At 29.8% G+C, this 15,379-nt stretch carries 11 protein-coding genes; 6 read left to right on the top strand and 5 right to left on the bottom strand.

Going from position 1 to position 15,379, the window contains the following annotated elements:
• The first annotated feature begins 63 nt into the window (after positions 1-63).
• Positions 64-798 carry a hypothetical protein gene (locus Q0762_RS13300; RefSeq protein ID WP_298767506.1) on the top strand — a complete coding sequence of 245 codons (735 nt, stop codon included), beginning with the start codon at positions 64-66 and terminating at the stop codon, positions 796-798.
• A gap of 345 nt (positions 799-1,143) precedes the next feature.
• Here Q0762_RS13300 and Q0762_RS13295 read toward each other — a convergent pair whose 3' ends face one another.
• The 4 genes from Q0762_RS13295 to Q0762_RS13280 all read right to left on the bottom strand — a co-directional run bounded on the left by Q0762_RS13295 (position 1,144) and on the right by Q0762_RS13280 (position 5,317).
• Positions 1,144-2,784, bottom strand: a complete 1,641-nt coding sequence (locus Q0762_RS13295) for a pyruvate dehydrogenase complex dihydrolipoamide acetyltransferase (RefSeq protein WP_298767504.1) — start codon at positions 2,782-2,784, stop codon at positions 1,144-1,146.
• 3 nt (positions 2,785-2,787) lie between these two features.
• Positions 2,788-3,777, bottom strand: a complete 990-nt coding sequence (pdhA, locus tag Q0762_RS13290) for a pyruvate dehydrogenase (acetyl-transferring) E1 component subunit alpha (protein WP_298767502.1) — start codon at positions 3,775-3,777, stop codon at positions 2,788-2,790.
• A gap of 123 nt (positions 3,778-3,900) precedes the next feature.
• Positions 3,901-4,533 (bottom strand): hypothetical protein, encoded by a 633-nt coding sequence (locus tag Q0762_RS13285; protein ID WP_298767501.1) that lies wholly within the window; start codon positions 4,531-4,533, stop codon positions 3,901-3,903.
• A gap of 115 nt (positions 4,534-4,648) precedes the next feature.
• The gene (locus Q0762_RS13280; RefSeq protein ID WP_298767499.1) at positions 4,649-5,317 is read right to left on the bottom strand and encodes a M15 family metallopeptidase; all 669 of its coding nucleotides are present in this window, start codon (positions 5,315-5,317) and stop codon (positions 4,649-4,651) included.
• Between the two features lie 60 nt (positions 5,318-5,377).
• Between Q0762_RS13280 and Q0762_RS13275 the strand changes: the two genes are divergently transcribed.
• A complete protein-coding gene (locus Q0762_RS13275; RefSeq protein WP_298767497.1) occupies positions 5,378-5,785 on the top strand; it encodes a DUF2721 domain-containing protein in 408 nt (135 codons plus the stop codon).
• Positions 5,786-5,790: 5 nt separating this feature from the next.
• Here the strand turns inward: Q0762_RS13275 and tsaD are convergent, their stop codons facing one another.
• A complete protein-coding gene (gene tsaD, locus Q0762_RS13270) occupies positions 5,791-6,816 on the bottom strand; it encodes a tRNA (adenosine(37)-N6)-threonylcarbamoyltransferase complex transferase subunit TsaD (RefSeq protein WP_298767495.1) in 1,026 nt (341 codons plus the stop codon).
• 169 nt (positions 6,817-6,985) lie between these two features.
• On the opposite strand from tsaD, the gene Q0762_RS13265 reads away from it, so the two are divergent.
• The 4 genes from Q0762_RS13265 to Q0762_RS13250 all read left to right on the top strand — a co-directional run bounded on the left by Q0762_RS13265 (position 6,986) and on the right by Q0762_RS13250 (position 15,292).
• Positions 6,986-11,419 (top strand): translocation/assembly module TamB, encoded by a 4,434-nt coding sequence (locus Q0762_RS13265; protein WP_298767493.1) that lies wholly within the window; start codon positions 6,986-6,988, stop codon positions 11,417-11,419.
• Positions 11,420-11,635: 216 nt separating this feature from the next.
• Complete coding sequence (pfkA, locus tag Q0762_RS13260; protein ID WP_298767546.1) at positions 11,636-12,622, top strand: 6-phosphofructokinase; 987 nt, start codon at positions 11,636-11,638, stop codon at positions 12,620-12,622.
• 27 nt (positions 12,623-12,649) lie between these two features.
• Positions 12,650-13,651 (top strand): type I glyceraldehyde-3-phosphate dehydrogenase, encoded by a 1,002-nt coding sequence (gap, locus tag Q0762_RS13255; protein ID WP_298767491.1) that lies wholly within the window; start codon positions 12,650-12,652, stop codon positions 13,649-13,651.
• Between the two features lie 663 nt (positions 13,652-14,314).
• On the top strand, positions 14,315-15,292 hold the full coding sequence (locus Q0762_RS13250) for an HNH endonuclease (protein ID WP_298767489.1): 978 nt from the start codon (positions 14,315-14,317) through the stop codon (positions 15,290-15,292).
• Positions 15,293-15,379: the final 87 nt, after the last annotated feature.

Raw genomic sequence — 15,379 nt, 5'->3', positions numbered from 1 at the left:
TTTTTATGGAAAATAGTATCTTCGTAAGTAATAACCTTAACCTTTAAATTATAATTTATGAAAATGAAAAAAATCCTAATGTTGTTTGTTGTATTATCAACATTAAATATTGCCGCTCAAAAATCTGTTTTATTAAGATTAAATTATTCTCCAGGAGATGTTTTTGTGGTAACCCAAGATGTTTCTCAAGATATGGGTGCTCAAGGTGGTTTAGATATTAAAATGTCTATGGAAATGAAAGCGAGCAGTATTTTGGGAGATACTATTAACACAGAATCTCAAATTAAAAAGATTAACATGAATATGTTGCAGGCTGGTCAAATTATGAGTTTTGATTCTACCATGAAAGAGGAAGATTTAGATCAAATGGGTAAAATGATGAAACAGCAAATGGATCCAATGCTAAAAGCAACTATTTTTTCTAAGGTAACCCATAAAGGTGAAATTATAGATGTTAAAGTAGAACCAGTTACACCTGCGATGGCTCAATTTGTGAATCAAAAACAAAGTGTAAAATATCCAGAAGAAAAAGTTTCTGTTGGATCTACTTGGTCAGATGAAAACAGTATGCAAGGTGCAGTAACAAAGATGATTTTTACAGTTACCAAAATAGAAAATGGTAAAGTGTTTGTAGCTGTAACAGGAGATGTTTCTGGAGCTGTAAAGGGTGTGGTAAAAGGTAGTTTAGAGATAGATATTGCAACAGGTATACAAAACTTAGCAGATATTGAAGTTACCATGGGTGCAGAAGGTTCTAAAATGGTGGTTAAAACAAAAAGTACAATAACTAAATTGTAAACATTTAATAAAGTAAATTTCTAAATGCTTTAATCTCAGATTAAAGCATTTTTTATGCACTTATTTCTATACAACTCATTAAGCAGTATTTCATTTACAAAGATTATAAAACAAATTGGGTAATATTCCCTTATTAACCTTAAGAGATCTTAAACCATTTTATTTGTTCTAATTAATTTGAGTTTGAATAAGAAATTAATAATTTCTAATATAAGTGGTTTCCAGTACTTTTAGATGATGTGCAATAAAGTATAAACCACTATGATATATAAAGTAAGTATATCTTAAAAATAAAAAATCCCAAACTTAAGTGTTTGGGATTTATAATATTTACTTTTAAAGAAACTAGGCTAACATTGTAACCGGATTTTCTATAAATGTTTTTAATGTTTGTAAAAATGCTGCACCAACAGCACCATCTACTGTTCTGTGGTCGCAAGTTAAAGTTAACTTCATTGTGTTTCCAACAACTATTTGTCCGTTTTTAACTACAGGTTTTTCAACAATAGCACCAACAGATAAAATTGCAGAGTTAGGTTGATTGATAATAGAATTAAAATTCTCTATACCAAACATACCTAGGTTAGAAACTGTAAATGTACTTCCTTGCATTTCTGCAGGAGCAATTTTCTTGTTTCTTGCTTTACCAGCTAAATCTCTTACACCAGCACCAATTTGAGTTAAACTTAATTGATTTGTATGCTTAATAACAGGTACTAATAAACCATCTGCAACAGCAACAGCAACACCAACATGTATGTGAGAGTGATAAATTGTATTTGCTTCTGACCAAGATGTATTTACTTGAGGGTGTTTTTGTAATGCCATTGCACAAGCCTTAACAACCATATCATTAAAAGATACTTTAGTATCTGGAATTGCATTGATTGTTTTTCTTGAAGCCATTGCATTGTCCATGTCAACTTCAATATTTAGACTAAAATCTGGAGCAGAAAACTTAGAGTTTCCTAAAGATTTAGCAATTGCTTTACGCATTTGAGAGTTTTTAACCTCTTCAGATTTTTCTTCACCAACAGCTACAAAATTCATTGCAGTTGCACCACTAGTTTCAGCAGTATTATTAGCTACTGCAGGTTTTGCAGCAGGTGTGTAGTTTTCTACATCTTTTTTAATTATTCTACCGTTTTCACCAGAACCATTTACATCAGCAAGATTAATACCTTTATCTGCTGCAATTTTCTTTGCAAGTGGAGAGGCAAAAATTCTTCCTCCGTTTGAATTTGTACTTGTAGAATTTGCAGATGTATTTGATGCTTCTGTTTTTGGTTCTTCTTTGGTTGAAGTAGTTTCAGAAGTTTTTTCTTCTTTAACATCAGCAGTACTAGTAGCACCACCATTGGCAACAATAGCCTCTACATCTGTTCCTTCAGGACCAATAATTGCTAATAGGCTATCTACAGGAGCTGTTTCTCCTTCTTGTGTACCAATGTACAAAAGTGTACCTTCATAAAAAGACTCAAACTCCATTGTAGCTTTGTCCGTTTCTATTTCGGCTAAAATATCACCTTCTTCAACAGCGTCACCTTTCTTCTTTAGCCAAGTAGCAACTGTACCATCCGTCATCGTATCACTTAAACGAGGCATTGTTATTACTTGTACTCCATCAGGTATTGTAACTGAAGTTGAGGTTGTTTCTGTTTTTTCAGAAGAATTGGAATTACTTTCTTCTTTTTCTTCTGTTTTTGCTGGGGCTGTATCTCCACTCAAAAGAGCAGTAATATCTTCGTCTTTTTCACCAATAATAGCTAATAAAGTATCTACTGGAGAGGTTTCACCTTCTTGCACGCCAATGTGTAATAAAACACCTTCGTGAAAAGATTCAAACTCCATTGTAGCTTTATCTGTTTCTATTTCTGCTAAAATATCGCCTTCTTCAATATTATCTCCAACATTTTTTAACCATTTTGCCACAACACCTTCTTCCATGGTGTCACTTAAACGCGGCATATTTACTACTGTAGCCATATTTTAACTTATAAAAGGATAATCTTCTTGTTCATATACCATGTCATACAATTGTTGCACTTCTGGGAAAGGAGACTCTTCTGCGAATTTTTCACATTCCTTAACCTTGCTTTTCACATCTTTATCAATTGCAGCAATTTCTTCTTCTGTTGCGTACTCTTTTTCTAAAATAATATTCTTTACTTGCGTAATAGGATCTATTTTTTTGTACTCTTCAACTTCGTCTTTTGTTCTATAATGTTGTGCATCAGACATTGAGTGTCCTCTATATCTGTATGTTTTCATTTCTAAGAAAGTTGGTCCATCACCACGTCTTGCTCTTTGAATTGCTTCATCTACAGCTTCTGCCACTTTAATAGGGTTCATTGCATCTACAGGTCCACATGGCATTTCATAACCTAAACCAAGTTTCCAAATATCGTCATGATTTGCAGTTCTTTCTACAGAAGTTCCCATTGCATAACCATTATTTTCAACAATAAAAATAACAGGAAGTTTCCATAGCATTGCCATGTTAAACGCTTCGTGTAAAGAACCTTGTCTTGCAGCACCATCACCAAAACAAGTTAAAGTAACTGCGTCGCTACCTTTATACTTATCAGCAAAAGCAAGTCCTGCTCCTAAAGGAATTTGACCACCTACAATACCATGACCACCATAAAAACGGTGTTCTTTAGAAAAAATATGCATAGAACCACCCATACCTTTAGAGGTACCTGTAACTTTACCAAATAATTCTGCCATAACACGTTTAGGATCTTCTCCCATACCAATAGGTTGTACGTGATTTCTGTATGCAGTAATCATTTTGTCTTTGGTAAGATCCATTGCATGCAATGCACCTGCTAAAATTGCTTCTTGACCGTTGTATAAATGCAAGAAACCTCTAACTTTTTGTTGAATGTAAACAGAAGCTAATTTGTCTTCGAACTTACGCCAAAAAAGCATGTCTTTGTACCAATCTAAATAGGTTTGTTTGGTGATTTTTTTCATCCTGTTGTATTGTTGTTTGTTTTAGATTATTGTGTTTTAATTTGTAATAATCGAAATACAAAAATAACTGTTTTTAATGAATAAAAAAACGTGTGAAGGGTATTTTAATAAAAAAAAAGAAATTTATTTGTCTTTTGCAATTGCTATGGTTGCTTTGGCATCTGTAGCCAAATTCCACTCGTTAGAAGATAATAGCATTCCAGCATCATTATATACTTTAAAAGCAGCTGTGTTTGGGCCAGAAGTTCCTTGGTTTAGTGCTACAAATGATATTTTATTTATGCCTACTTCTAAAGGAATGTTAAAGCTTTTGTAACGTTGTTCTAGTAAAATATTATGCACAACAACTACACCATTTACAACAATACTTACACGATCGCCGTCTGGGTATTGAAAATCTCTACAAATAATATTTACACTTTTTGCGTTAGATCTAAAACTACCCAAATCTTGATCTATAACTGGATATATATATTGACCGTTAATATTTTTAAAAGCTTGTAGAAAACGAGCTTCTTGAATTTTTTTTTGCGTGATTACTCCTTTATTTAAGAGTTTTGCTTGGTCTTGTTCTTTTTTTAATTTTTCTTGTTCTTTATCAAAAGCTTTTTTAAAACCATTTTCGCCATTTAATTCTATGGCGGTTGGTTTTTCTGACACTTTACTGTTTTTAATAACCAAAGCTTTTACTTTTCCTTTCGTATTATTTCCTCCATTTGTTTTGTCTAATTGTGCAAAACAAAATGAAGATATCAAACAAAAAGTTATAAAAAGATTACGATTTAAATTGGCCATGAACTATCATTTACATCAACATTAACAAATATAATGCCGATTTTAAAGGCTGACATTTCTATTTTGTTAAAATTTGCTATTCAACCATAAAATTATGATAAGTTTTAGGAAAAGGTTCGTTTTTTAAGGTGAAATGCCACCATTCATTGTTATAAGGAATAAAACCGTTATTTATCATGATATTTCTTAATAGAAAGCGGTTTTTTTTCTGTTCTGAAGTGATGTTTTTATAAAAAGGATGTGACACTTCTCCAAAAAAATCATAAGAGCTACCCATATCAAGCTCTTTATTCGTTTGTAAATCTACAAGTGTTAAATCTACAGTGCTGCCTCTAGAGTGGCCAGATTTAGAAGCGATATATCCCAGATTAAATAATTGAGATTTGGCAACATTAGGGTAATATTGCTGTTTCATTACGGTATCATTTAATATTTTGGCCCACTTAACAAAATGATTTACGGCAGTTTGAGGTCTATAAGCATCAAAAATTTTTAAGCTTAAGTTGTCTTTTAATAATTTTTGCTGAATAATTTGTAGTTTTTTGGCTGCTGGTTTAGAAATTATTACGCAATTATTGTTGTAACCATTTATGGGTTTTCCAATAAAATTATGGTTTGTGTAGTATCTTAATTCAGTTTGTATGCTTGCATCAAAATCGTTTAAATACACAAAATTATTTGGTAAATTTTGTGAGATACCAAAGCTTGAAAATAAAATAGTAAGAATAAGAAGCCATTTTTTCATGTAGTAAATGTAATAAAATTCTATAAGGGTTCTTTTAAATTGATTAATTTTGATTTTTCTATGGAACAACTAACATTAACAACACCAGCCTTATTATTCTCTGCAATTTCTTTAATTATGTTGGCATACACAAATCGATTTTTGGCGTATGCAACTGTTATTAGAAATTTGCATGATATTTATCTACAAAAACAAGATGATGCTTTGTTAAGGCAAATTAAAAATTTAAAGTTACGATTAACACTAACTAGATTTATGCAAATTTTTGGTATTTCTAGTTTACTTTTATGTGTGTTAACTATGTTTTTAATATATATTCATCAACAAATAATTGCTGTATATATTTTTGGTTTTGCGCTAATTTTGCTAATTATTTCTTTAGCATTGCTCATAAAAGAAATTCAAATTTCTGCACAAGCATTACAACATCATATTGCAGATATAGAAGAACATTTAAAGAAAAAGTAATGTTTTTATTCCGTTACTTTTAACCTTGCTTTTGCTGTTACAGAAATTTCAGAAAAATCATTTTTAAGGTATTTTAAATAACCAGTTATAGCTATCATTGCAGCATTGTCTGTTGTGTATTCAAATTTTGGAATGTAGGTAGACCAGCCCCAATGTTTTGCTGCCAGTTCTAAACGCTTTCTAATGGCAGAATTTGCAGAAACACCACCAGCAATTGCAATTTGTTTAATTCCCGTTTGTTTTACAGCATTTTTTAATTTTTCAATTAAAATTTCTACAATTGTATATTGAATAGATGCACAAATATCATTTAAATTTTCTTCAATAAAACTAGGGTTTATGCGCTGTTGTTTTTGAATAAAATATAAAATTCCTGTTTTTAAACCGCTAAAACTAAAATCTAAATCGCCTACTTTTGGTTTGGTAAATTGGTAAGCTTTTGGGTTTCCTAATTGCGCATATTTGTCTATTAAAGGACCTCCAGGATAAGGTAAACCTAAAATTTTAGCAGACTTATCAAAAGCTTCACCAACGGCATCATCTATAGTTTCGCCTAAAATTTCCATGTCAAACACATCAGAAACTTTTACAATTTGGGTATGGCCACCACTTATAGTAAGACATAAAAAAGGGAAACTAGGGTTTTTAGCCTCTTCATCTTTAATAAAATGAGCAAGAATATGACCTTGCATATGGTTAACGGCAATTAATGGTATTTCTAAACCTAATGCCAAAGATTTGGCAAAAGAAGTACCAACCAAAAGAGACCCCATTAAACCAGGACCTCTGGTAAAAGCTATGGCAGATAAATCTTTTTTAGTAATTTTTGCTTTAGAAAGCGCTTGTTGTACCACAGGTACAATGTTTTGTTGATGTGCTCTAGAAGCCAACTCTGGAACTACACCGCCATATTTAGCGTGTACTTCTTGGTTGGCAACAACGTTGCTAAGCACTTTACCATCACAAATTATAGAAGCACTTGTATCATCACAAGAAGATTCTATACCTAATATATATATGGAAGTTTTCATCTAAAGCAAAAGTAAAATTATTTTTAATTAGAATTTCTATTTTTAAGTACAGAAATTTAATTCTTTGTTAAATTTGCACTTTCTTTGTAATACTGGTCTTACTTTTGATTTCATTTGAAAAAATATAAACTTAAACAATAAAGTTATTAAAACGCTTGGTAGAAAAATAGTGAAAATTTTAGGGTATTTTATACTCTTTTTACTTTTGTTAAGTGTGTTGTTATCTACGTCATTTGTTCAAACCAAATTAGGAAATTACGTTTCAGAAAAAATAAATGAAGATTATGGTGTTGATCTTAACGTAGGTAAAATTAATTTATCTTTTTTAGGTAGCGTACAACTTAAAAATATAGAAATTAAAGACCATCATAAAGACACTTTAATTTATGTAAAAAAACTAAGCACTAGTATTTTAAGTGCAAAAAAAATATTAGATACTAAGGTTTTATTAGATGATATTACTCTAGAAAATGGTTATTATTATATGAAAACCTATAAAGGGGAAAACATAGATAATATGGGTGTTTTTATAAATAGTTTAAAATCTAATAAACCTAAAGATTCTTTAGCACCACCATTTATTTTAAAGGCCGATAATGTTTATGTACAACATCTAAATTTTAAGCTAATTAATCAAAATAAAGACAACCCATTATTGTTTTCAGCATCTAATATTGGTGGTAATTTACAAGATTTAGCTGTTGTAGGAGCAAAAATCTCTGCAAAAACTAGAGGTGTATATTTTAAAACCAATCAGGGTTTAGAGGTTACTAATTTAACAACCAATTATGCTTTTACAAAAGCACAAATGAATTTTGATGAAACCACGTTAGCTACTAAAAATTCTAAACTTAAAGCCAATATTTTATTTACGTATAGCAAAGAAGATTTGGCAAGTTTTACGGATAAAGTAAATATTACTGCAAATTTTGAAGAAAGTAAACTTAAAATAACCGATTTAAAAAAGTTCTATAAAGAATTAAACGGAACTGATGTAATTACTTTTTCGGGAAATATGAATGGAAAATTAAATAATTTCGATTTAAAGAATCTAAAACTGAATACCAAAAAAGGAATTGAAATTATAGGAGATTTGTCTTTTGTAAATGCAGTAAATACCGCTAGAGGATTTGTTTTTGAAGGGGATTTCAAAAATTTATCGGCCACATACAACGAGTTAAAAAACGTTTTGCCAAATGTTTTGGGTAAAACATTACCAACAGAATTTGCGAAATTTGGTAAATTTAAAATAAATGGAGGTGTAAAAGTTACTCCTACGCAAATAGAAGCGTCTGTAAAGATGAATTCACGACTAGGAACTATAATTTCTGACCTAGAAATAGACAAAATTGATAATATAGCTAAAGCTTCATATATAGGAGATTTAGAGCTTATCAATTTTAAAATGGGGACTTTTTTTAACAACCCAATATTTGGTAAAGTTTCTTTAAATGGCTTTGTAAACGGTAGTGGTTTTACTTTAGGCAATATTAATACAGCTTTTAAAGGTAATGTTTCTAAACTAGATTTTAAAAATTATACCTATCAAAATATTATTGCAAACGGACAGTATCAAAACAATAAATTTGATGGTGATTTGGTAATTGACGATGCAAATTTTAAAATGAACTTTAAAGGATTGGCAGATCTTTCTAAAGCAACCAGAAAATTTGATTTTGGTGCAGATATTACCTATTTAAATTTAAAAGAAACCAATTTATTTACAAGAGATAGCACTGCAATTGTAAAAGGAAAAATTGCAATAGATATAGAAGGGAATACACTTGATGATATTCTTGGAAAAGCAAAATTTAATAATGTTTTTTATACCAATCCAGAAAAAGAGCACTCTTTTAAAGAGTTTACAGTAACCTCTTCTATAAAAGATAGTATTAAAACAATACAAGTTGCTTCTAAAGATATTGTTAATGGTAAAATTTCTGGTAAATTTTCTTTTTCAGATTTACCCAAAGTAGCACAAAATGCATTAGGAAGTATTTATACCAATTACAACCCTTATAATGTGCAACCCAACCAGTTTTTAGACTTTAATTTTGAGATTTATAATAAAGTAATTAATACTTTTTTTGCCGATGTTTATATTGATGATAATACTAAAATTAAAGGTAGAATAAATGCTGATAAAAAATTATTTCGATTAAACTTAAACTCTCCAAAAGTTTCCGTTTACGGCAATGAAATTAAAAATATTTCTTTAAGAACAGATAATAAAAATCCTTTATACAATACTTTTTTGTCTGCAAAAGAGGTAAATACAGATTATTATAATGTATCCAAGTTAAGCTTAATTAACCTTACTAGAAATGATACTTTGTTTTTTAAATCTAAGTTTAAAGGTGGTAAAAAGAATAATGAAGATTTTAATCTAGATTTTTTCTACACTTTTAATCCAGAAGGAAAGTCTGTGGTTGGTTTTGAAAAATCATCTTTTATTTTTAAAGAGAACACTTGGAACATCAACCCAAATAAAACAAATACAGACAAAGTTACTTTTGATATTAATACAAATGAATTTAGTTTTAGTCAGTTTAAACTAGTTTCTGGAGAACAGAAAATAGAATTTACAGGAAACTTAAAAGGAACCAATAACAAGATTTTACTAGCAGATTTTACAAAGGTAAAATTAGAAAGTTTTTTACCGGAAATAGACAGTTTAGCATTAAAAGGAGCGCTTTCTGGTCATTTAGATTTTGTGCAAAAAGAAGGGGATTATGCTCCAGAGGCATCCTTATCTATCAAAGATTTTGAAATTAATAACTTTAAACAAGGAGATTTATTATTGGATGTTAAAGGAGATAATTCCTACGAAAAATATAAGGTAAATTTAGCAATAGAAAATAAAGACGTAGAAAGTATTGGTGCAGTTGGCTCTTTAGATTTTTCTGCTACCAGACCAATTATAGATTTAGAGGTTTTTATGCAAGGTTTTCAATTAAGTGCATTTAGTCCTCTAGGGCAAGATGTACTATCTTCTTTAAGAGGCACAGCATCTGGTAACTTTACATTAAGAGGTTTTTTAAGAAACCCAGATATGGATGGTGAATTGCGTCTTAAAAATGCGGGTTTAAAATTTCCTTATTTAAATGTTGATTATAATTTTGAAGGAGAATCTGTAATTACACTCCTAGAACAGTCTTTTGTTTTTGAAGATTTTAAATTAAAAGACTCTCAAAAACAAACAACGGGTATTTTAAAAGGAAATATATCGCATTTAAATTTTGAAAAATGGTATTTAGATTTAACCATAGAAAGTGATAATCTTTTAGTTTTAGATACAAAAAACACAGAAGATGCCCTATATTACGGAGCTGCTTATATAGATGGTAAAGCAGATGTTTATGGCTTAACAGATAGATTAACCATAGATATTAATGCAAAAACAATGCCTGGAACTATTTTTGTTTTGCCTTTAAAAGATGTGGAAACGGTAGATAGTTTTAATTTAATTCATTTTAAAACAGAAGAAACAGTTGTAGAAGATAGGCAACAAGAAGTTGCTTTAGAAGCATTAAAAGGTTTAAGTTTAAATATTGGTTTAGAAGTAACTAAAGATGCTGTAGCACAAGTGGTTATAGATGAGGTTTATGGCAGTCAATTATCTGGTAAAGGTGCAGGTAATTTACAAATAGAAATAAATACACGTGGTAAATTTAATATGTATGGCGATTATGTGGTAGATAGTGGAGTGTACGATTTTAAATATGGTGGTTTTGTAAACAAACCTTTTGTAATACAAAAAGGAGGTACACTTTCTTGGAATGGAGATCCAGCAGATGCGAATTTAGACGTAACCGCTGTTTATAAAGCAAAAGCAAACCCAGGTGTTTTATTAGAAAATTTTAATTCTAATAGAAATATAGAGGTAGATTTAGTAGCAAGAATTTCTGGTGGTTTGTTCAATTCTAAACAAGAATTAGATATTTTATTAACCAATGTAGACCCTACAATTGCTAGTGAGTTAGAGTTTATTTTAAATGATAATAATGTAAACGAAAAAACAACTCAGTTTATTTCTTTATTAGCATTTGGTAATTTTGTAAATCCAGATAGAGTAAATTTCAATGCATCAAATCAAATAGCAAATACAGCTTCTAGTGCTATTGCCAATGCTTTTTCTAGTCTTCTTAACAGTCCAGACAGTAAATTTCAGTTGGGTGTAGATTACCAACAAGGTCAAACAGATAACGATATAGAACGATTAAATATAGACAATCAAGTAGATTTATCTGTAAGCACGCAAGTAGGAGAAAGAGTTATAATAAATGGTAAAGTAGGTGTACCCGTTGGCACACAAACACAATCTAGCGTTATTGGTGAAGTTAAAGTAGAGGTAATTTTAAATAAAGACGGTAACTTTAGAGGTGTAATTTTTAACAGACAAAATGAAATTCAATATACCATAGAAGATCAAGGATATACGCAAGGTATTGGTTTGTCATATCAAGTAAATTTTAACACACTTTCCGATTTACTTCAAAAAATAAGTTCGAAAAGAAAGAAAGCTGAACAATCTAAAAAACAAATAAAAAAAGACACGCTAAAGCCTAAAAAGGTGATTTTTGATAATTTTGAAGGAAACTAACTACGCATTACCTATTTTTTTTCTTAAAACAACTTTTCACCTCTTTTTAAGTAACTTTTTATACTATTTTTAAGCACGTTTTATACAGATTTTTGGTTTATAGTTTTTATAGTATTTTTATAAGAAAAGCCTTTTAAAATATAGTGTATTTGGCTAAAACGTTTTCGTAGTTTTATTATTTTAAGTCTTTAAAAAACAGTAAATTTACCAAAGATAATTATGAAGAAAATAAAAAAAATAGCAGTAATGACTTCTGGAGGAGATTCCCCGGGAATGAATGCAGCAATACGTTCTGTAGTTAGAGCTTGTGCTTATTATAGAGTAAGTAGCGTTGGTATTTATAGAGGTTATGAAGGTTTAATAGAAGGAGATTTTATTGAGCTAACGGCAAGAAGCGTAAACAATATCATAAATAAAGGAGGTACCATTTTAAAATCTGCAAGATCTGCAGGATTTAGAACAGAAGAAGGCAGAGCTAAAGCTTACGAGCAACTTAAAGAAAACGAAATTGAAGCTATGGTTGTAATTGGTGGAGATGGATCTTTTACAGGAGCCGTAATTTTTAATGAAGAATATGATTTTCCTGTAATTGGTATTCCAGGAACTATAGATAATGATATTTTTGGAACTTCACACACTTTAGGGTACGACACTGCTTTAAATACTGCAGTAGAAGCAATTGATAAAATTAGAGATACAGCATCTTCACACAACAGGTTATTTTTTGTTGAAGTAATGGGTAGAGATGCAGGTTTTATTGCTTTAAATGCAGGTGTTGGTGCAGGTGCAGAAGAAATTCTTATACCAGAAGAAAATTTAGGTTTAGATCGTATGTTAGAATCTCTAAAAAAGAGTAGAAGAACAGGTAAATCTTCTAGTATTGTTGTAGTTGCAGAAGGAGATAAATCTGGTAAAAACGTATATGAACTGGCAGAATATGTAGAACAAAATTTACCAGAATATGATGTAAGAGTATCTGTCTTAGGCCATATGCAAAGAGGTGGTTCACCATCTTGTTTTGATAGAGTTTTAGCAAGTAGGCTAGGAGTAAAAGCTGTTGAATTATTATTAGATGGTAAAACAAACCTAATGGTTGGTTTACAAAATAACGAAGTAATAAGTACAAGTATAGCAGAAGCTATAAAAGGAGGTCATTCTATAAATCAAGAACTTTTAAGAGTTTCTGATATTATGACTACATAAGAATTACAAATAATTAAAGATAAAAAAATGATAAAAGTAGGAATTAACGGATTTGGAAGAATAGGTAGATTAGCATTTAGATCTACAGTAAGTAGACCAAATGTACAAGTAGTAGCAATTAACGATTTATTGGATGTAGATTATTTAGCTTATATGCTAAAATACGATTCTGTTCACGGACAATTTGAAGGATCAGTAGATGTAAAAGATGGTAAGTTAATTGTTAATGGCAACGAAATTAGAATTACAGCAGAAAGAAACCCAGCAGACCTTAAATGGAATGAGGTTGATGCAGATTATGTAATTGAATCAACAGGTTTTTTCTTAACAGAAGAGTTAGCAAGTAAGCATTTAGAAGCTGGTGCTAAAAAAGTAGTTTTATCTGCACCATCTAAAGACCATACACCAATGTTTGTAATGGGTGTAAATAATACAGAATTAAAAGCAGATCAAAAGATTTTTTCTAATGCATCTTGTACAACAAACTGTTTAGCGCCAATAACTAAAGTATTACATGATAACTTTGGTATTGCAGAAGGTTTAATGACTACAGTGCACGCAGCAACAGCAACGCAAAAAACAGTAGATGGTCCTTCTATGAAAGATTGGAGAGGTGGACGATCTGCAATTGGTAACGTAATACCTTCTTCTACAGGAGCAGCAAAAGCTGTAGGTAAGGTAATACCTGCAATGGATGGTAAATTAACAGGTATGGCGTTTAGAATACCAACTATGGATGTTTCTGTGGTAGATTTAACTGTAAAGTTAGAAAAAGCGGCTTCTTATGAAGATATTTGTGCGGCTATGAAAGCTGCATCTGAAAGTGATGCAATGAAAGGTGTTTTAGGATATACAGAAGATTTAGTAGTTTCTCAAGACTTTGTTGGAGATACAAGAACTTCTATATTTGATGCAAAAGCAGGTATCGCATTAAATGATAACTTTGTAAAAGTTGTTTCTTGGTACGATAATGAAATGGGATATTCTACAAAAATTGTAGATTTAATTGAATACGCAGATACGTTATAGTATTTATTCAAATAATTTTTTAAAAAACCTGATAGTTAACTATCAGGTTTTTTTATTTTTAAAACGAAAAGTATCTTTAAATCTTTATAAAAAGAAGAGGTATTTCCCTTTGTATATCTATTCAAAAATAAAAGAATTATTTTATGAGTAAGAGAATTAAAAATTGTGAAATTTGTAAGCTCAATTTTGATGTCATGTATAGAATACAGTATAAAAATCCAAAAACATGGGTATTTGTATGTAAAACATGTTTATTAAGTGTAAAAAAAGACAATGCAAATTATAAATACGGAGGCACTTGGAAAAGATAGTTGTTTTATTTTATGATGAAGTCAAAACTTTATAAAAGAAAACTGAATAGACAGCAGCTAAGTTGCGGTATCATATAATGTATAGGTTTTTAATGTGATTTTTAAAATGACTTTAAAGAAGAATAAAAAAGCTAAAAAATATACTTATTAAAAACAAAAAACCACAGTAAAATTAGTGTGGTTTAAGTGAGCCTTCTGTAAGAAGTTTGTTATAAGTGAAAATATATATTTCTAAAATGTTATCATCTTACGCTATATCAAAAAATGCAATATTTTAATTGTATATTTGGGTTGAAAGGAATTTTTCTTTTTGATAGCAATTTACTCCGCCTCTCTATAGAAGTAAAACGATATGTCAGAAATCTTATCAAAATTTATTACGAATTTTAATTCTCTAAACAGAGGATATAATAAAAATTTAGGCAGAGCTCCTCATAAACCTATTTTATTACTTGCTATAATTCAGCAAATAGATAAGGGGAATATTAATTCAAATAGAATTTTTATTACTCCTGAATTACTATTATCATTTAACAATTTCTGGAATCTATTAGTAGATAGTAAACACATTACTAATTTTGCACTTCCTTTTTTTCATATGAGAAGTGAGCCTTTTTGGTATTTAGTAACACAACCATCAATGAAACTTAAAATCACTAAGTCCAAAAGTATTAAAAGTTTCAAAAGCTTAAAAGAAACTATAGCATTTGCAGAAATAGATAAGGATTTATTTTTACTTCTATCAGAATCTGTTAATAGGTTATTTTTTGTTGAAAATTTATTAAATAATTATTTTCCAAATACTAAATCAAATTTTAGTTTCAATAATATTAATGTTGAAGAAGAAAAAATAGAGTATCAAATTTTAAATGAAGAAAAAATAGAGTATCAAAACAGCTTAGATGAATTAAGAGCAACTTTAGATGAAGATAAATTTGAGGAGGAACTTTTTATAAGAGGTGGTTTGTTTAAAAAAACAATTCCTAAAATTTATAATTATAGCTGTTGTATTTCTCAAATGAAAATAGAATCCTCTACAAACGCTCAAATGATTGATGCTTGCCATATAGTACCTTTCAGCATTTCTAATGATGATACAATACCAAATGGAATATCTTTATCACCTAATTTACATAGAGCATTTGATAGAGGCTTAATTACTATAAACAAAGATTATGTAGTAAGAATTTCTCCAGTAGTAAATGAAAATAATTCTGTATTCTCTTTATCTCAATTTAATGGTAAAAGAATAATTCTTCCTGAGAAAACTTCTTGGTTTCCCTCTGTGGAATCACTTCAATGGCATAATAAAGAAATATTTATTATTTAGTTTCTTTTTTTAACCCGAGTTCGATTAATATTTAGATAGATTTTATTAGCAAAAAAGATAGATTTTTAGTAAATTAAAGTACTGAAA

It is taken from the genome of uncultured Polaribacter sp., assembly GCF_947495205.1.
In the GTDB taxonomy this organism is placed as follows: domain Bacteria; phylum Bacteroidota; class Bacteroidia; order Flavobacteriales; family Flavobacteriaceae; genus Polaribacter.
The sequence above is the reverse complement of the archived record's forward strand: the minus strand, read 5'-3'. Positions and strand labels throughout refer to the sequence as shown.